This is a genomic window from Bhargavaea ginsengi (assembly GCF_900109165.1).
GTDB lineage: Bacteria > Bacillota > Bacilli > Bacillales_A > Planococcaceae > Bhargavaea > Bhargavaea ginsengi.
This window is the reverse complement of the sequence record NZ_FNZF01000003.1, coordinates 449809-465713: the sequence shown is the minus strand read 5'-3', so window position 1 is coordinate 465713 and position 15905 is coordinate 449809. Positions and strand designations below refer to the sequence as shown.

General features: G+C 55.0%; 12 protein-coding genes and 1 rRNA gene. 6 read left to right on the top strand and 7 right to left on the bottom strand.

Going from position 1 to position 15905, the window contains the following annotated elements; genetic code table 11:
• The 7 genes from BMX91_RS11115 to dnaA all read right to left on the bottom strand — a co-directional run.
• A 16S ribosomal RNA gene (locus BMX91_RS11115) occupies window positions 1-202 on the bottom strand; the annotation flags it as partial.
• 324 nt (window positions 203-526) lie between these two features.
• Complete coding sequence (gene gyrA / locus BMX91_RS11105) at window positions 527-3139, bottom strand: DNA gyrase subunit A (RefSeq protein WP_092053932.1); 2613 nt, start codon at window positions 3137-3139, stop codon at window positions 527-529.
• 27 nt (window positions 3140-3166) lie between these two features.
• Window positions 3167-5092 carry a DNA topoisomerase (ATP-hydrolyzing) subunit B gene (gyrB, locus tag BMX91_RS11100; protein ID WP_092054009.1) on the bottom strand — a complete coding sequence of 642 codons (1926 nt, stop codon included), beginning with the start codon at window positions 5090-5092 and terminating at the stop codon, window positions 3167-3169.
• Between the two features lie 97 nt (window positions 5093-5189).
• Window positions 5190-6317: a DNA replication/repair protein RecF gene (gene recF / locus BMX91_RS11095; RefSeq protein WP_092053928.1), complete on the bottom strand. Its 1128-nt coding sequence runs from the start codon at window positions 6315-6317 to the stop codon at window positions 5190-5192.
• Complete coding sequence (gene yaaA / locus BMX91_RS11090) at window positions 6317-6547, bottom strand: S4 domain-containing protein YaaA (RefSeq protein WP_092053925.1); 231 nt, start codon at window positions 6545-6547, stop codon at window positions 6317-6319. The genes recF and yaaA overlap by 1 nt, the downstream gene beginning before the upstream one ends.
• Window positions 6548-6658: 111 nt before the next feature.
• Entirely contained in the window at window positions 6659-7795 is a 1137-nt protein-coding gene (dnaN, locus tag BMX91_RS11085) for a DNA polymerase III subunit beta (protein WP_092053921.1), read from the bottom strand.
• A 166-nt stretch (window positions 7796-7961) separates the two neighbouring features.
• Window positions 7962-9311 (bottom strand): chromosomal replication initiator protein DnaA, encoded by a 1350-nt coding sequence (gene dnaA, locus BMX91_RS11080; protein ID WP_092053917.1) that lies wholly within the window; start codon window positions 9309-9311, stop codon window positions 7962-7964.
• Between the two features lie 506 nt (window positions 9312-9817).
• On the opposite strand from dnaA, the gene rpmH reads away from it, so the two are divergent.
• The 6 genes from rpmH to mnmG all read left to right on the top strand — a co-directional run bounded on the left by rpmH (window position 9818) and on the right by mnmG (window position 15875).
• Window positions 9818-9952, top strand: a complete 135-nt coding sequence (gene rpmH, locus BMX91_RS11075) for a 50S ribosomal protein L34 (protein WP_081607183.1) — start codon at window positions 9818-9820, stop codon at window positions 9950-9952.
• Between the two features lie 132 nt (window positions 9953-10084).
• A complete protein-coding gene (rnpA, locus tag BMX91_RS11070; protein WP_092053912.1) occupies window positions 10085-10429 on the top strand; it encodes a ribonuclease P protein component in 345 nt (114 codons plus the stop codon).
• A gap of 83 nt (window positions 10430-10512) precedes the next feature.
• Window positions 10513-11379, top strand: coding sequence for a membrane protein insertase YidC (gene yidC, locus BMX91_RS11065; RefSeq protein WP_092053908.1), 867 nt, complete (start codon window positions 10513-10515; stop codon window positions 11377-11379).
• Window positions 11376-12275: an RNA-binding cell elongation regulator Jag/EloR gene (gene jag, locus BMX91_RS11055; RefSeq protein WP_245744394.1), complete on the top strand. Its 900-nt coding sequence runs from the start codon at window positions 11376-11378 to the stop codon at window positions 12273-12275. The genes yidC and jag overlap by 4 nt, the downstream gene beginning before the upstream one ends.
• Window positions 12276-12545: 270 nt before the next feature.
• A complete protein-coding gene (mnmE, locus tag BMX91_RS11050) occupies window positions 12546-13931 on the top strand; it encodes a tRNA uridine-5-carboxymethylaminomethyl(34) synthesis GTPase MnmE (protein WP_092053904.1) in 1386 nt (461 codons plus the stop codon).
• A 54-nt stretch (window positions 13932-13985) separates the two neighbouring features.
• Window positions 13986-15875, top strand: a complete 1890-nt coding sequence (gene mnmG / locus BMX91_RS11045) for a tRNA uridine-5-carboxymethylaminomethyl(34) synthesis enzyme MnmG (RefSeq protein ID WP_092053900.1) — start codon at window positions 13986-13988, stop codon at window positions 15873-15875.
• Window positions 15876-15905 lie beyond the last annotated feature (30 nt).

Below are 15905 nucleotides of genomic sequence, written 5' to 3'. Positions count from 1 at the left end.
CTTCCTCCATGCGGAGGAAGGAACCATCCGGTATTAGCCCCGGTTTCCCGGAGTTATCCCGATCTTACAGGCAGGTTGCCCACGTGTTACTCACCCGTCCGCCGCTGAATCAGGAGAGCAAGCTCTCCGTCATCCGCTCGACTTGCATGTATTAGGCACGCCGCCAGCGTTCGTCCTGAGCCAGGATCAAACTCTCCATAAGAGAGTATGAGTAAGCTCATACTTTAAAACTGGCATTTCATTCGTTCCGTTCACCCGACGGGGTCGGGTTCCGGGAACTTCGTTCATCAGCGTTTTGCTGTTCAGTTTTCAAGGTTCATGGCGCTCGCCGCAAGATCGTATCTCTTAACGAGAGCTTAATTATCATAACATCGCCGTTCCGGAAAGTCAACATAAAAAGTGAATCTTTTTTGTGGATTGTGCTCCGAACGACAACTTCTCTACTATACTCGGCTGTACAGCAAAATGCAACCCCAAAAACAAAAAAACAGGGAAACGGATTGAAATCCGTTTCCCTGTCATGCATTTACTCTTCTTCCCGTCCGGATCCGTTGCCGGAGTCTTCAATCTCATCGGAGCCGAAGTCTTCCCCGTCATCCTCTATAGAAGGAAACTCTCCTTCTACCGCGGATTCCGGTTCCAGCTTCTCGGGATCGTCGAATTGTCCCTCCAGAACGTCTTCCATCTCTCCGTCCGGGAGGTCTTCTTCTTCTTCCTTCTCCACTTTCGCGACTGTTGCCACGTATTCCCCTTCATCGAGTCTGATGAGCCGGACACCTTGTGTGATCCGGCCAATGACCGAGATATCTGCGACATCCATCCGGATCAGAATGCCGTGAATTGTGATGATCATGATATCTTCGGTTCCGTCAATCGACTTCATCGAGACGAGAGGGCCGTTCCTGTCGGTTACATGAAGCGTCTTCAGGCCGTATCCGCCTCGCGTCTGTCTCCGGTATTCGGACTCAGGCGTGCGCTTCCCGAAGCCCTGCTCCGTGACAACGAGGATTTCCTGGCCTTCCTCGACCACGTCCATGCCGATCACATAGTCATCACTGCGGAGATGGATGCCGCGTACGCCGGTCGCCGTCCGGCCCATCGGACGCAAATCGTCTTCAAAGAATCGGATCAGCATGCCCCCGCGCGTACCGATGACCACGTCTTTTGTCCCGTCGGTCACTTTGACCTGGACAAGTTCGTCGTCTTCACGCAGGGAAAGGGCGATCAGCCCGTTCGAACGGATGTTGGCAAAGTGCGTTACTGGCGTCCGCTTGGCGACACCCTGCTTGGTGGTAAAGACGAGGAACGCTTCTTCGTCATATTCATCCACGCGAAGCATCGTCGTGACACTTTCGCCTTTGTCGAGGCCGAGCAGGTTGATGATCGGAAGGCCCTTCGCCGTCCGGCTGAACTCAGGGATCTCATAGCCCTTCAGGCGATATACCTTGCCGGTATTCGTAAAGAACAGGATCCGGTCATGGGTGGACGTGTAGAGCAGGTGCTCGACAAAGTCGTCTTCGTTCGTGCCCATGCCCTGGACGCCGCGCCCGCCGCGCCGCTGGCTGCGGTATGTGCTGGCCGGCAGCCGCTTGATGTAGCCGCGGTGTGTGAGGGTGATGACCGAGTTCTCGACCGGGATCAGATCCTCGTCCTCAATCATTTCGGAACCGCCTGCAGTGATTTCCGACCGGCGTGCATCTGCGAACCGGTCTTTTACTTCGGCAAGCTCTTCCTTGATGATTTCAAGCAGCTTGTCTTCGTCGGCCAGAATGGCGCGAAGCTCGGCGATGAGGATCTGGAGTTCCTTGTACTCTTCCTCGATCTTGTCCCGCTCGAGACCGGTAAGCCGCTGGAGCCGCATGTCAAGGATTGCCTGGGACTGCCGCTCCGACAGGCTGAAACGCTCTATGAGGGAGGTTTTTGCTTCGTCGGTCGTCTTGGAAGCACGGATCAGCGCGATGATCTCATCGATATGGTCAAGCGCAATGCGCAAACCTTCGAGGATATGTGCGCGGTCTTCCGCTTTGTTTAGCTCAAAGCGCGTACGGCGAGTGACAACCTCTTTTTGGTGCTCCAGATAATGGAAGAGCATTTGTTTCAGACTGAGCACCTTCGGCTGGCCGTCCACCAGTGCAAGCATGTTGATGCCGAAGCTTGACTGGAGGGCGGTGTGCTTATAGAGATTGTTCACGATGACATTGGCATTTGCATCGCGCCGGACTTCCATGACGATGCGCATGCCCCGGCGGTCCGACTCATCACGGAGGTCGGTAATGCCCTCAATCCGTTTTTCACGGACAAGTTCTGCGATTTTCTCAATCAGCCGGGCTTTGTTCACCTGGTAGGGAAGTTCATGGACGAGGATCGTCTCCTTGCCGTTCGGCGCGGTTTCAATCTCGACCTTCCCCCGTGTCAGGAGGGAGCCCCGGCCCGTCTCGTAGGCACGGCGGATGCCGCTCCTGCCGAGAATGAGGCCGCCGGTAGGGAAATCGGGCCCCGGAATGATTTCCATGAGTTCCTCTGTCGTAATGTCCGGATTGTCCGCGAGTGCGAGAACCGCATTAATCGCTTCCCCGAGGTTATGCGGCGGGATATTGGTTGCCATCCCGACAGCAATCCCCGAGGAACCGTTTACCAGCAGGTTCGGGAAACGGCTCGGAAGCACGATCGGCTCTTTTTCCTGTCCGTCATAGTTTGACTGATAGTCGATCGTGTCTTTGTTGATGTCACGCAGGAGCTCAGCGGAAATCTTCGACATCCGGGATTCCGTGTACCGCATGGCGGCTGCGGCATCGCCGTCGACCGATCCAAAGTTTCCGTGTCCGTCGACGAGCATATACCGGTAGTTGAAGTCCTGTGCCATGCGCACCATCGTGTCGTATACTGCGCTATCGCCGTGAGGGTGGTACTTACCGATGACGTCCCCGACAATACGGGCCGACTTCTTGTACGGTTTGTCCGCGGTGTTGCCGAGGTCCTGCATGGCATACAAAATCCGGCGGTGGACCGGTTTGAGCCCGTCACGGACGTCCGGCAGCGCACGAGACACGATGACACTCATCGCGTAGTCAAGGAACGAGGTTTTCATCTCCGTACTGATGTTAATGCGTTGGACGCCACGGTCCGGCGTGTCTGCCATGGTCTTTGACCCCTTTCAAGTAAAGCCTTATATATCCAGATTCTTTACATAAACTGCATTTTCTTCGATAAACTGACGGCGCGGTGCGACTTCGTCTCCCATGAGCTGTTCGAAAATCGCATCGGCTTCCAGTGCGTCCTCAAGTGTGACCTGGAGGAGTGTGCGGTACTCGGGATCCATCGTCGTATCCCAAAGTTGCCCCGCGTCCATCTCCCCAAGGCCCTTGTATCGCTGGATGACCGGTTTAGGCACCTGCGGAAGCCGTTCGAGGATTTCCTGCAATTCCGCATCCGAGTAACAATATTCGACATGCTTGCCCTGCTTGACCTGATAAAGGGGCGGCTGTGCGATATACACATAACCCGCTTCGACGAGCGGACGCATGAAACGGTAGAAAAACGTCAGAAGCAGCGTCCGGATATGGGCGCCGTCAACGTCCGCATCGGTCATGATGACGACTTTGTGGTAGCGGGCTTTCGCCAGGTCGAACTGGTCGCCGATCCCCGTACCGAGAGCGGTGATCATCGCCCGGATTTCCGCATTGGAGAGAATCCGGTTGATATGCGCCTTCTCGACATTCAGGATTTTGCCCCGCAGCGGGAGAATTGCCTGGAAATGGCGGTCGCGGCCGTTTTTCGCGGAACCGCCCGCCGAGTCTCCCTCAACAATGTAGAGCTCACTGATTGCCGGGTCGCGCGAAGAGCAGTCGGACAGCTTGCCCGGAAGGTTCGAGATCTCAAGCACCGACTTGCGCCGTGTGAGTTCGCGTGCCTTTTTCGCGGCAACCCGCGCCCGGGCGGCCATGAGGCCCTTATCGACGATCATGCGCGCGCCGGTCGGGTTCTCCATAAGGAAGCGTTCGAGCCCCTCCGAGAACAGCGAGTTGACGATCTGGCTGACTTCCGAGTTTCCAAGTTTCGTCTTGGTCTGCCCTTCGAACTGCGGATCCGGGTGCTTGATGGAGATGATCGCCGTCAGCCCTTCCCTCGCATCCTCGCCGGAAAGGTTTGCATCATTGTCCTTCAAAAGGCCGTTTTTTCGTGCGTAATCATTGATGACCCGCGTAAGTGCCGTCTTAAAGCCGGATTCGTGCGTTCCGCCTTCGTACGTGTTGATATTGTTCGCGAACGAAAAGATGTTCGACGCGTATCCTGCGTTGTATTGCATGGCGACCTCGACGGCGATGCCGTCTTTTTCGCCTTCGATGAAGATCGGTTCTTCATGGATCGGCTCCTTGTCCTCGTTGATGTGCTGGACATAGGATTTGATGCCGCCCTCGTAATGGTAGGAGTCGGACCGCTCTTCCTCACCGCGTTCGTCCGAAAGCGTGATTCGGATGCCCCGGTTCAGATAAGCCAGTTCCTGCAGGCGGTGTGCGAGGATGTCATATTCATAGACCGTCGTCTCCGTGAAGATCTCGGGGTCCGCCTTAAAACGGACTTCCGAACCTGTCTCTTCGGAGTCGCCGATCACTTTGAGTTCGTCGGAAATCTGCCCGCGCTCAAAAGCGATAAAGTGCAGATGGCCGTCACGGGCCACTTTCACTTCCGTGCGTTCTGACAGTGCGTTTACTACAGAAGCACCGACACCGTGGAGGCCGCCGGACACTTTGTACCCGCCGCCGCCGAACTTCCCGCCGGCGTGGAGGACAGTCATGATGACTTCGACTGCGGGACGGCCGGTCTTTTCCTGGATACCGACCGGTATGCCGCGCCCGTTGTCCTGAACCCGGATCCAGTTGTCTTTTTCGATCGCCACTTCAATATGGTCGCAGTATCCGGCCAGTGCCTCGTCGATCGAGTTGTCGACGATCTCCCAGACGAGATGGTGCAGCCCCTTTGAACTGGTCGAACCGATATACATGCCCGGACGCTTGCGGACCGCCTCCAGGCCTTCCAGGACCTGGATCTGATCCGCTCCGTAATCATTGTTGCGAAGGTTCTCTTCTTCCATCGCCAATTCCGTTCACCTGCCCTTTCAATGCCCAAACGTGATGCAACGGTTTCCTGTATGCGTGAAAACCCGCGGAGGGAATTTCCCTGCCGCGCGTTCAGTCGTCGTGATTCTCGTGTTCAGCCGTGCCGGCCGAGACACGGTACAGATCCGCTTTTTGGATCGTCTCGTGCATGATGCCGTCCACGTTCGTTGTCGTGACCAGCGTCTGCACCTGCCCCTGGATGGTGTTCAGCAGATGAGACTGCCGGTAATCGTCCAGCTCGGACAGGACATCGTCAAGGAGAAGAACCGGTGATTCGCCGGTTTCCTGACGGAGAAGCTCGATTTCCGCGAGCTTCAGTGACAGTGCCGCCGTTCTTTGCTGGCCCTGTGACCCGTACACCTGGACGTCATGGCCGTTCACCAGGAATGTCAGGTCGTCACGGTGCGGACCGGCCAGTGTCACGCCGCGGTCGAGTTCCCGCTGCCTGAGCCCTTCCAGCCGTTCCCTCAGCCGGGCCGCCATTTCTTCGGCCGACTGATCCGGTTCGATGTCTTTCAATGTTTCGTACGTGATTACAAGTTCTTCCAGTCCCCGGGAAATCCCTTTATGGATCGGCTCTGCCCATTTCTGGAGCATCTCCGCGAACTCAAAGCGCTTCCGTATGATGCGGATCGCCATATCGACGTACTGATCTGTATAGACATCGAACATGACATCTGTGAGCCCGCTCCTGCCCTGGTTGGCCTTCAGGATGGCATTGCGCTGGCGCATCACCTTGTGAAACTGCAGCAAATCATGCAGATAAACCCTTGATACCTGACCGATTTCCATATCCAGGAAACGGCGTCGGACCTGCGGGCTGCCCTTGATGAGGTGCAGATCCTCAGGCGCGAACATGACGACATTGAGCTGCCCGATGTAGTCGCTCAGTCTCTGCTGTTCCAGATGATTGACTCTGGCTTTCTTGCCCTTTTTGGAGAGCGTCAGCTCAAGCGGCAGAACGCCGTATTTCCGCTGTACCGCTCCTTCTATTTTACCATAATCCGCGCCCCAGCGTATCAATTCACGATCGTTGGACGTGCGGTGTGATTTTGCCATTGCAAGCACGTAGATCGCTTCCATGATATTGGTCTTCCCCTGTGCATTTTCACCGATCAGCACGTTGATATTCGGTGAAAATGACAGGTCCAGTGATTCATAACTCCGGTAATTCCTCAGCTTAAGTTGCTCGATGTGCATCAGCTGTCACCCGGAGCCGGTCCAGAAACCCGGAACCTGCCCGTTCCCGGGATGTTGACGATATCCCCGTCACGCAGTTTCCGGCCCCGCCGGTTTTCCGGGTCGCCGTTCACATATACCGCATGCTCGGACAGAAACCATTTCGCCATGCCCCCGGAGGAGATGGCATCAGTCATCTTCAAAGCCTGTCCGAGTGTAATAAATTCCGTATCGATCGCAAGACGTTCCACGGTCGACACCGCCCTTCGTCCAATATTCGTCCATTCCTCTATTTTATCGCTTCCTGACGATAAACAAAAGGAACAGCCATTTCGGGCTGTCCCTTTCTTTCCATTCGGTGATCAGTATGTGCGTACCGGGAGGATCAGCTGCAGGAGCGTGTCGTCCTCGGCCGACTTCAAAATAAATGGCCGCATTGCGCCGGTGAACCTGATCACGATGTCCTGTCCCTCGATTGCTCGAAGCGCATCCATCATGTATTTCGCGCTAAAGGATATTTTCAGCTCTTCCCCTTCGACGGAAGCCGTTTCCACCTGTTCTTCGACTTTCCCGATTTCCGGGGAGTTCGAGGAGATTTCGACGGTGTTGCTGCCGTCTGCCGAAAAACGGACAACATTGTTCCGCTCCTCGCGGGCAAGCAGGGAGGCACGGTCGATCGACTGGAGAAGTGTCTTGCCGTTTACATGGATGTCGGTTTTGTACTCCGACGGGATGAGCCTGCTTGTATCCGGATAGTTCCCTTCAAGAAGCCGCGAATAGAACAGGACATGGCCAGCCCGGAACAGCACCTGCTTGTTGCTCATCGTGATACCGACCGGATCATTGGAATCTCCGAGGATCTTGTTAAGTTCCTGAAGGCTCTTGCCCGGGATGACGACACTGTAGTCGTCTTCAGGTGCGTTCTCAAGCCGGGTCTTTCGGCGGGCCAGCCGGTGGCTGTCGGTCGCAACGCAGACCAGCTCATCTTCCTGCACCTGCCAGTGGACACCTGTCAGGATCGGGCGTGATTCTGATGCTGATACGGCAAATACTGTTTCCCGGATGATCGACTTCAGCAGATCCGCCGGGATGGCAAAATGCCTGTCGTCATCAATTTCCGGTAACTGTGGGTAATCTTCCGCATCGGAGCCGATCAGATGGAATTCGGATTTTCCGGACCGGATGTGTGTCTGCAGATGTCCGCTCACTTCGATTTCGATGTCGTTTGTCGGAAGCTTCCTGACGATTTCGTTGAAGTATTTGGCCTGCAGCACGATCGAGCCGCGCTGGGATGTCCGGATGAGCTGCTCTCCGTTTTCTTCCGCAGGGATAAATGTCTGGATCGTAATATCCGAATCGCTTCCTGTCAGGTGAAGCCCTTCTTCATCAACGTCCAGTTTGATGCCCGTCAGAATCGGAATGGCTGCTTTTGAACTGACAGCTTTCATGACGTCGTTTAATCCGTCCAGAAGCCGGTCCCTCGCAATCTCAAATTTCATCTCGATACCTCGCTTATATATTTAATTTAAAAGTAAAAAGATAGTTAGTAATAGTAGTAGGGGCTGTGGATAAGTTGATAAGTCCGTTTTGACCAATTGCTCCGTGCTTATCTACATGTGCATAACCTGTTGGCACGGGTGCTCCCCGGAAGTGGGGTTATCCACATCAGTTTTTGCCGAGAACGGAGCGGATTTCTTTAATGTCCTGCTGAAGATTCTGGTCTTCCTTGAGCATTTTCGAGATTTTCTCGTGCGCATGGATGACGGTAGAATGGTCCCGTCCTCCGAATTCATCGCCGATTTTCGGCAGCGAGAACTCGGTCATTTCCCGGGAAAGGTACATGGCGACCTGTCTTGGGAAAGCGATGGACTTGGTACGCTTTTTAGCAGCAAAATCTTCAAGCCGGATGCTGAAGTGCTCACCGACGGCTTTCTGAATGTCGAGGATCGTGACCTGGCGCGGCCGGGCATTCGGGATGATATCCTTGAGCGCTTCTTCGGCCAATTTTGGCGTGATGTCCTCATTGACGAGTGACGAATACGCCACGACACGGATCAGTGCGCCTTCAAGTTCGCGAATATTGGTATCGATCTGGTTCGCGATGTACATCATGACTTCATTGGACACGTCAACAAGGCCATCCGCCTTCGCTTTTTTGCGCAGGATGGCAATCCGGGTCTCGAGATCGGGCGGTGTGATATCGGTGATAAGCCCCCATTCAAAGCGCGAGCGGAGCCTGTCTTCAAGCGTCGGGATCTCCTTTGGCGGACGGTCACTGGAGATGACGATCTGCTTTGATGACTCATGCAGCGTATTGAATGTATGGAAGAACTCTTCCTGGGTCTGTTCTTTTCCCGCGATGAATTGAATATCATCAATCAGCAGCACATCGACATTCCGGTACTTGTCCCGGAACTCGACGGCTTCGTTATCACGGATCGAGTTGATGAACTCGTTCGTGAACTTTTCTGAGGAAAGATAAACAACTTTTGCATCCGGCTTGTGCTCGCGCACATAATGGCCGATCGCATGCATCAGGTGGGTCTTGCCCAAGCCGACGCCCCCATAGATGAAGAGGGGGTTGTAAGCCTTGGCCGGAGCTTCGGCTACGGCCAAGGAGGCAGCATGGGCAAACCGGTTGCCCGAACCGATGACAAAAGTATCGAAGGTGTACTTCGGATTGAGCATGCCGTCAGATTGGTCGACATGCCGTCCGTTTTTCGGCTTGGGTGCGGGTTTCGGCATATCGAACGCTTCTTCATCGGCGTCTTCGGGCACGGTAAAACGGATATGTACGTCTTCGCCGGTGAGTTCGCTCATAATACCCGCGATCAGCTGGATATAGTGGTTCTCCAGCCAGTCACGCGTGAACGAATTGGGCGCGCCGATGATGATGGTGTCATTCCGGTAATCGATCATGCGTGTCGATTTAAGCCACGTGTCGAAGCTTGGCTTGGAAATCCGCTGTTCGACCCTGGCAAGCACCTGGTTCCATAAATCATCGAACTGTTCCAACACGAAACCTCCTTTTCTTTTTATTTGGTTGTCGAATCGTGACCCTATTAAAGGGATTTGCGAACAAATCCACAAGTTGTGGACAAGCAGTTTTAAAAAATGCGGAAAAAATTATCCACAACCTATCAACAATTGTGGATAAGATTTAACCGGTGAATTCCCCCGGAAAAGTTATGCTCCAACATCGTAACAGAAAAACCCGCCTCTGACAACCGATTGCGGGACTTATCCACACGCCGTTTTTCTGTGCACAAACCCTTTATCCACAGGGGGTTGTGTTGTGCGAAACTTGTCGATAAGGGGTGTGAATAACTTTTTTCCTGTCGAACTGCGCGCACAGCCGCCTCGGGAGAACCGTGGATAACTTTACAGCCGGCAGAAAAGCAGGCACAGGGAAGATCCCGGAACTGCGGATGGAATAAACTATTGACACGGCTTTCTGTGTCTTATATAATGTGCAAGACTGTCCGATGTTTAAACGGCAACGATTAGGAGGTGCCCTGACTATGAAACGTACGTATCAACCAAATAAACGCAAGCACAGCAAAGTACACGGATTCCGTGCGCGCATGAAGACAAAGAGCGGCCGCCGCATTTTGGCTGCACGTCGCCGCAGAGGAAGAAAAGTACTTTCGGCATAAGTCCACTGATCACTTCAGTGGTCTTTTTTTTCGTTTAGGGGCGGCCGGGAAGGAAATGAATAGGTAAGGAATCCTGGCCGATCCCCTACCTTATAAGGAAGAAGAGTAAACGAGAAGCAGGTGGACCCTAACATGAACAAATACCAGCGGGTGAAGAAAAATGAGGAATTCCAGCGGGTATTCAAGCACGGGAAGTCGTTTGCAAACCGTCAGTTTGTCATCTATTCGCTCAGGACGGAGGGGCAGGAGGAGTTCAGGCTCGGCATTTCCGTCTCGAAAAAGATCGGCAATGCGGTCACGCGCAACAGGATCAAGCGCTATGTCAGGCAGGCAGTGCATGAATTGAAGGATGATCTCCGCAAAGATATGGACTATATCATCATCGCCCGCAGCCAGGCGGCTTCAATCGACTTCCATACGACGAAGAAGAGCCTGATCCATATCATGAGGATCGCCAAGGTGCTTAGAAAGAAGTAGAACGCTCTGCTCCCGCATGGTACGATGGTGGGAAAGGCGGAATAGCCGCCGCAGGAAAAGAATGAACGTCTGGGGGAAAGGTTTTGAAGAAGAAGTTGTGGCTGGTTCTCATGGTCGCATTCCTGGCCGCGTTCCTCGCGGGTTGTACGGAATTCAATGAACCGATCTATGAGGACAGCGAAGGATTCTGGAATAAATTTATCGTCTGGCCGCTTGTCTCGATCATCACGATGTTCAAAGGTCTGCTCGGCACGTACGGATTGGCGATCATCGCGGTAACCATCCTTATCCGCCTTGTTATTCTGCCGCTTATGATCAAGCAGGTGCAGAGTTCGAAACGGATGCAGGAGATCCAGCCTGAAATCAAGGCACTGCAGGCGAAGTATCCGTCAAAGGATGCCGTCACGCAGAAGAAATACCAGGAGGAGTTCCAGCAGCTCCTTAAAACACGGGAAGTCAACCCGGCAGCGGGCTGCTTGCCTGTACTTGTCCAGATGCCGATCCTGATCGGTATCTACCATGCAATCAGCCGGATGAACAATACGCCTGAGATTGCCCTTGGTGACATTTTCGGCGTCCATCTCGCAGAACCGAGCATTATTCTGGCGTTTATCGCAGCGGCTGCTCAGTTTGTCGTGCTCCGTACTGGTCCGGCCATGGACAATCCGCAAATGAAGGCAATGATGTACTTTATGCCGGTCATGATCTTCGCTTTCGGTACATTCCTGCCGTCTGCGCTGACGCTCTACTGGATCATCGGTAACATCATTTCATTCATTACGAACATCTTCATGTACAAGCCGTTCCAGAAAAAAGCCGAGCCGGCAACCGCGGCGACAGCACAGGATGCAGTGAAGCGTCCGGCGCAGCAGAAGCCGGCAGGCTCCCGTCCTGCGGCACAGCCGAAGGCAAAGAAAAAGGGCGGCAAATCAGGAGGGAAGAAAAAATGATTCAGACGGTCGCGACGGGCACCACGGTCGATGAGGCAGTCTCGAACGCACTGGCCAAACTCGGCCTGACCCGTGATCAGGTGAAAATCGAGATCATTGATGAAGGCAAAAAAGGGTTTCTCGGCTTCGGTGCGCGCGAGGCTTCGGTGCGCGTCACGGCCGAAGTGGTCAGCACTGAGCCTGAAGCCGCATCTGTTGCGGCAAAAGTGGAACCTGCGGAGGAAGCGCCCGGTGAACCGATGGCAAAGCCTCTGGAGCCCATCACTTCTGAGGGCCCGGCATCGGCAGGAACTGTGCAGCCGGAAGATCCGGCAGAACCGGATCCCGTCCCTTTTGACAAGAACGAAGATGAAGAAAAGGGTCCAGCCGTCCCGGTTGTTCCCGTGGAGCCGCTTGAGCCCGTCCGTCCGGAAGAGTCCGGTGAAGAGCAGGAGCGGGACCTTGACGAGGCGATCGGCATGACCGCCGGTTACCTGAAATCCGTCGTTCGGGAGATGGGGGCGGAGGACGCGGAAGTGTTCCACGCGCTTGATGGAAAGAATCTTGAATTCCGCCTGGAAAGTGAAAAAGCGGCACTGCTGATCGGCAAGCGCGGCCAAACCCTGAACGCGCTCCAGCAGCTTGTCCAGGTGGTCGCCAACAACTATGCCAAGCAGTTCCTCGTTGTCTCGGTCGACGTCGGAGATTACCGGGCAAAGCGTGCTGAAACGCTGAAGATGCTTGCCGAGCGGAAAGCCGATCAGGCAGTCCGGACCGGTGCGCGCGTGGCGCTGGAACCGATGCCCTCTTCGGAGCGGAAAATCATCCACCATGCCCTCTCGGAGCGCTTTGACGTTGACACTCATTCGGAAGGCAAGGAACCGCACCGACATCTTGTGATTGAACCGCATAAATAAGAAGCAGCCGGACAGCAACACATGCTGTCCGGCTTTTTTGGTGCTTGTTTAGCGGAGAAATATGCGGGTTTCTGTTACACAACAGACTTCCGGACACGGTGTTCGGCAAGCTGCTGCGATCTGTCTCGGTATGTTATGCCGGTTATTTATTCCTCTTCAAACCCGCCACTTTTCCATGTGGAGTGTTTGTGGTACTATATTATGTTAGATCACCATGCCCGCATGCGGATTGTCCACATGTGGATAACAATATAGAAAGGGGTGGCCGGAATGGAATTTGATACGATTGCGGCGATATCCACACCTATGGGCGAGGGCGCGATTGCCATCGTCCGGCTGAGCGGAGATGAAGCAGTCGGAATCACCGACAAGCTGTTCCGCTCGCCTTCCGGCAAGACGCTGGCCGAATCGGCATCGCATACGATCCACTACGGCCATCTCGTCGACCCGGAAACGGGGAAAACAGCAGAGGAAGTAATGGTGTCCCTGATGAAGGCACCGAAAACCTATACACGGGAAGACGTCATCGAGATCAACTGCCACGGCGGACTTGTATCGGTGAACCGCGTTCTCGAACTGGTCCTCCGGGGCGGCGCGCGACTTGCCGAGCCCGGTGAGTTCACAAAGCGTGCCTTCCTGAACGGCCGGATCGACCTGTCCCAGGCGGAAGGGGTCATGGACCTGATCCGCTCCAAGACCGACCGTGCGATGGATGTCGCACTCGGACAGATGGAGGGCCGGCTGTCCCGGCTGATCGGGGAGCTGCGCCAGGCGCTGATCGAAACACTCGCACAGGTGGAAGTGAACATCGACTATCCGGAATATGACGATGTTGAGGAAATGACGCTTCCGGTCCTGATCGAGAAGTGCACATGGGTCCGTTCGGAAATCGACGGCCTCATCCGCACGTCCGGACAGGGCAAGATTCTCCGGGAGGGACTGTCGACGGCGATCATCGGACGTCCGAACGTCGGAAAATCGTCGCTCCTCAACAGCCTCCTGCAGGAAAACAAGGCGATCGTCACCGATATCGCGGGGACGACACGTGACATTATCGAAGAATACGTCAATGTGCGCGGAGTCCCGCTGAAGCTGGTCGACACGGCCGGCATCAGGGAAACCGAAGACATCGTCGAGCGGATCGGCGTCGAGCGTTCCCGCAAGGTGCTGAAGGAAGCCGACCTCATCCTCCTCGTGCTGAACAGTTCGGAGGAACTGAGCGAAGAGGATATCCGACTGTTCGAGGCGGTACGCGGCATGGACGTCATCGTCGTCGCGAACAAAACTGACCTTCCGCGCAAATTGGATATTGATGAGGTCCGCAGCCAAACGGGCAATGCGCCGGTCGTCACGACTTCCCTCCTTAAGGATGAGGGCGTCGATGAGCTGGAAGAGGCGATCGCCTCGATGTTCTTTGAGGGACACACAGGTTCCCAGGACATGACGTATGTGTCGAATGCCCGCCACGTGGCGCTGCTTCACCAGGCACGGCGTTCCGTCGATGATGCCATTTCTGCGGCGGAAGCAGGCGTCCCGGTGGACATGGTACAGATCGACGTCACGCGCGCATGGGAAATCCTCGGTGAGATCATCGGGGATACCGTGCAGGAAAGCCTCATCAATGAGTTGTTCTCGCAGTTCTGTCTAGGAAAGTAAATGCCGGCCCGGTGCCGGCTTCATATATTCAGATATTAGGAAGGATGAACGAACATGCCACAATTTGAAGCAGGCAAGTTCGATGTAATCGTCATCGGAGCGGGCCACGCAGGCGTCGAAGCCGGCCTGGCCGCAGCGAAAATGGGTGCATCGACCCTCATGCTCACGATGAACCTCGATATGATCGCGTTCATGCCGTGCAATCCGTCGATCGGCGGTCCTGCGAAAGGGATTGTCGTCCGCGAAATCGACGCGCTCGGCGGCGCGATGGGGAAAGTCATTGATAAAACGCATATCCAGATGCGCATGCTGAATACAGGAAAAGGCCCTGCCGTACGGGCACTCCGTGCGCAGGCCGACAAAGTTCTTTACCAACAGGAAATGAAGAGCATGCTCGAGGAACAGGAGAATCTTCACCTCCACCAGGGCATCGTAGAGGAACTGATTGTCGAAGACGGCGAAATAAAGGGCCTCATCACACAGGTCGGCGCCGTTTACCGCGCTGAAACGGTCATTGTCACGACGGGGACGTTCCTCCGCGGCGAGATTATCATCGGAGACCTGAAATACTCCAGCGGCCCTAATCACCAGCAGCCTTCGATCCGCCTTGCGGAAAACCTTGAGGAGCTCGGCTTTGAAACAGTCCGTTTTAAAACCGGGACGCCTCCGCGTGTAAACAGCCGCACGATCGACTACAGCAAGACGGAAATACAGCCGGGAGATGAAGAACCGCGGGCGTTCAGCTACGAGACGACCGAGTTCATCACCGACCAGCTGCCGTGCTGGCTCACTTACACAACCGGAGAAACACACGAAATCATCAACGACAACCTGAACCTGTCGCCGATGTATTCCGGTATGATCAAAGGTAAGGGCCCGCGCTACTGCCCGTCGATCGAAGACAAGATCGTCCGGTTCAGTGACAAGCCGCGCCACCAGATCTTCCTCGAGCCGGAAGGCCGCAATACGCGGGAAGTGTATGTGCAGGGACTGTCCACCAGCCTGCCGGAGCACATCCAGCGCCGGCTGCTTGAAACGATCCCGGGTCTTGAAAAGGCCGAAATGATGCGCGCCGGCTATGCCATCGAATACGATGCGATCGTACCGACACAGCTTTGGCCGACACTCGAGACCAAGAGGATCCGCGGTCTTTACACCGCAGGCCAGATCAACGGCACTTCAGGCTATGAAGAAGCGGCCGCACAGGGTATCATGGCAGGCATCAATGCCGCTGCACGGGTGCTCGGCCGTGAGGAAGTCATCCTGAGCCGCTCCGATGCCTACATCGGCGTTCTCATCGATGATCTCGTGACCAAGGGTACGAACGAGCCCTACCGCCTCCTCACTTCGCGTGCGGAATACCGCCTGCTGCTGCGCCACGACAATGCCGACCTTCGCCTGACGGAGATCGGCCACAAAATCGGGCTGCAGAGCGAGGAGCGGTATGCTCTGTTTATCGATAAGAAGCGGATGATCGAAGACGAGATCAAACGTCTCAGCCGCACCGTTCTGAAGCCGGACGACGCACTTCAGGAGGCCATCCGTGAAATCGGTGGTACCGAGCTGAAGGAAGCGATCCACGCTTCTGACCTGCTGCGCCGGCCAGAAGTCCACTACGGCCTGATCGAAGCCGCCGCTCCATCGGATGTGGAACTGCCGGAAGAGGTCAAGGAACAGGTCGAGATCCAGGTTAAATATGAGGGCTACATCAACAAGTCGATGCAGCAGGTGGAACGCCTGAAAAAGATGGAAGACAAGAAGATCCCCGAAGACATCGACTACGATGCCATCCAGGGAATCGCTTCCGAAGCACGTCACAACCTCAAGGAAGTCCGGCCTCTCTCCATCGCGCAGGCTTCCCGGATCTCGGGCGTCAACCCGGCAGACATCTCCATCCTGCTCGTCTATATCGAACAGGGAAGAATTGCAAAAGTATCCGGTTAAACACCAATAGGCCGATGTGAATAAGATTCG

Bases quoted from the DNA above. Each gene is read 5' to 3' on its own strand.
- mnmG (WP_092053900.1), top strand. From the start codon at position 13,986: ATGCCACAATTTGAAGCAGGCAAGTTCGATGTAATCGTCATCGGAGCG.
- gyrB (WP_092054009.1), bottom strand. From the start codon at position 5,092: ATGGAAGAAGAGAACCTTCGCAACAATGATTACGGAGCGGATCAGATC.
- dnaN (WP_092053921.1), bottom strand. From the start codon at position 7,795: ATGAAATTTGAGATTGCGAGGGACCGGCTTCTGGACGGATTAAACGAC.
- jag (WP_245744394.1), top strand. From the start codon at position 11,376: ATGATTCAGACGGTCGCGACGGGCACCACGGTCGATGAGGCAGTCTCG.
- rpmH (WP_081607183.1), top strand. From the start codon at position 9,818: ATGAAACGTACGTATCAACCAAATAAACGCAAGCACAGCAAAGTACAC.
- mnmE (WP_092053904.1), top strand. From the start codon at position 12,546: ATGGAATTTGATACGATTGCGGCGATATCCACACCTATGGGCGAGGGC.
- gyrA (WP_092053932.1), bottom strand. From the start codon at position 3,139: ATGGCAGACACGCCGGACCGTGGCGTCCAACGCATTAACATCAGTACG.
- rnpA (WP_092053912.1), top strand. From the start codon at position 10,085: ATGAACAAATACCAGCGGGTGAAGAAAAATGAGGAATTCCAGCGGGTA.
- recF (WP_092053928.1), bottom strand. From the start codon at position 6,317: ATGCACATCGAGCAACTTAAGCTGAGGAATTACCGGAGTTATGAATCA.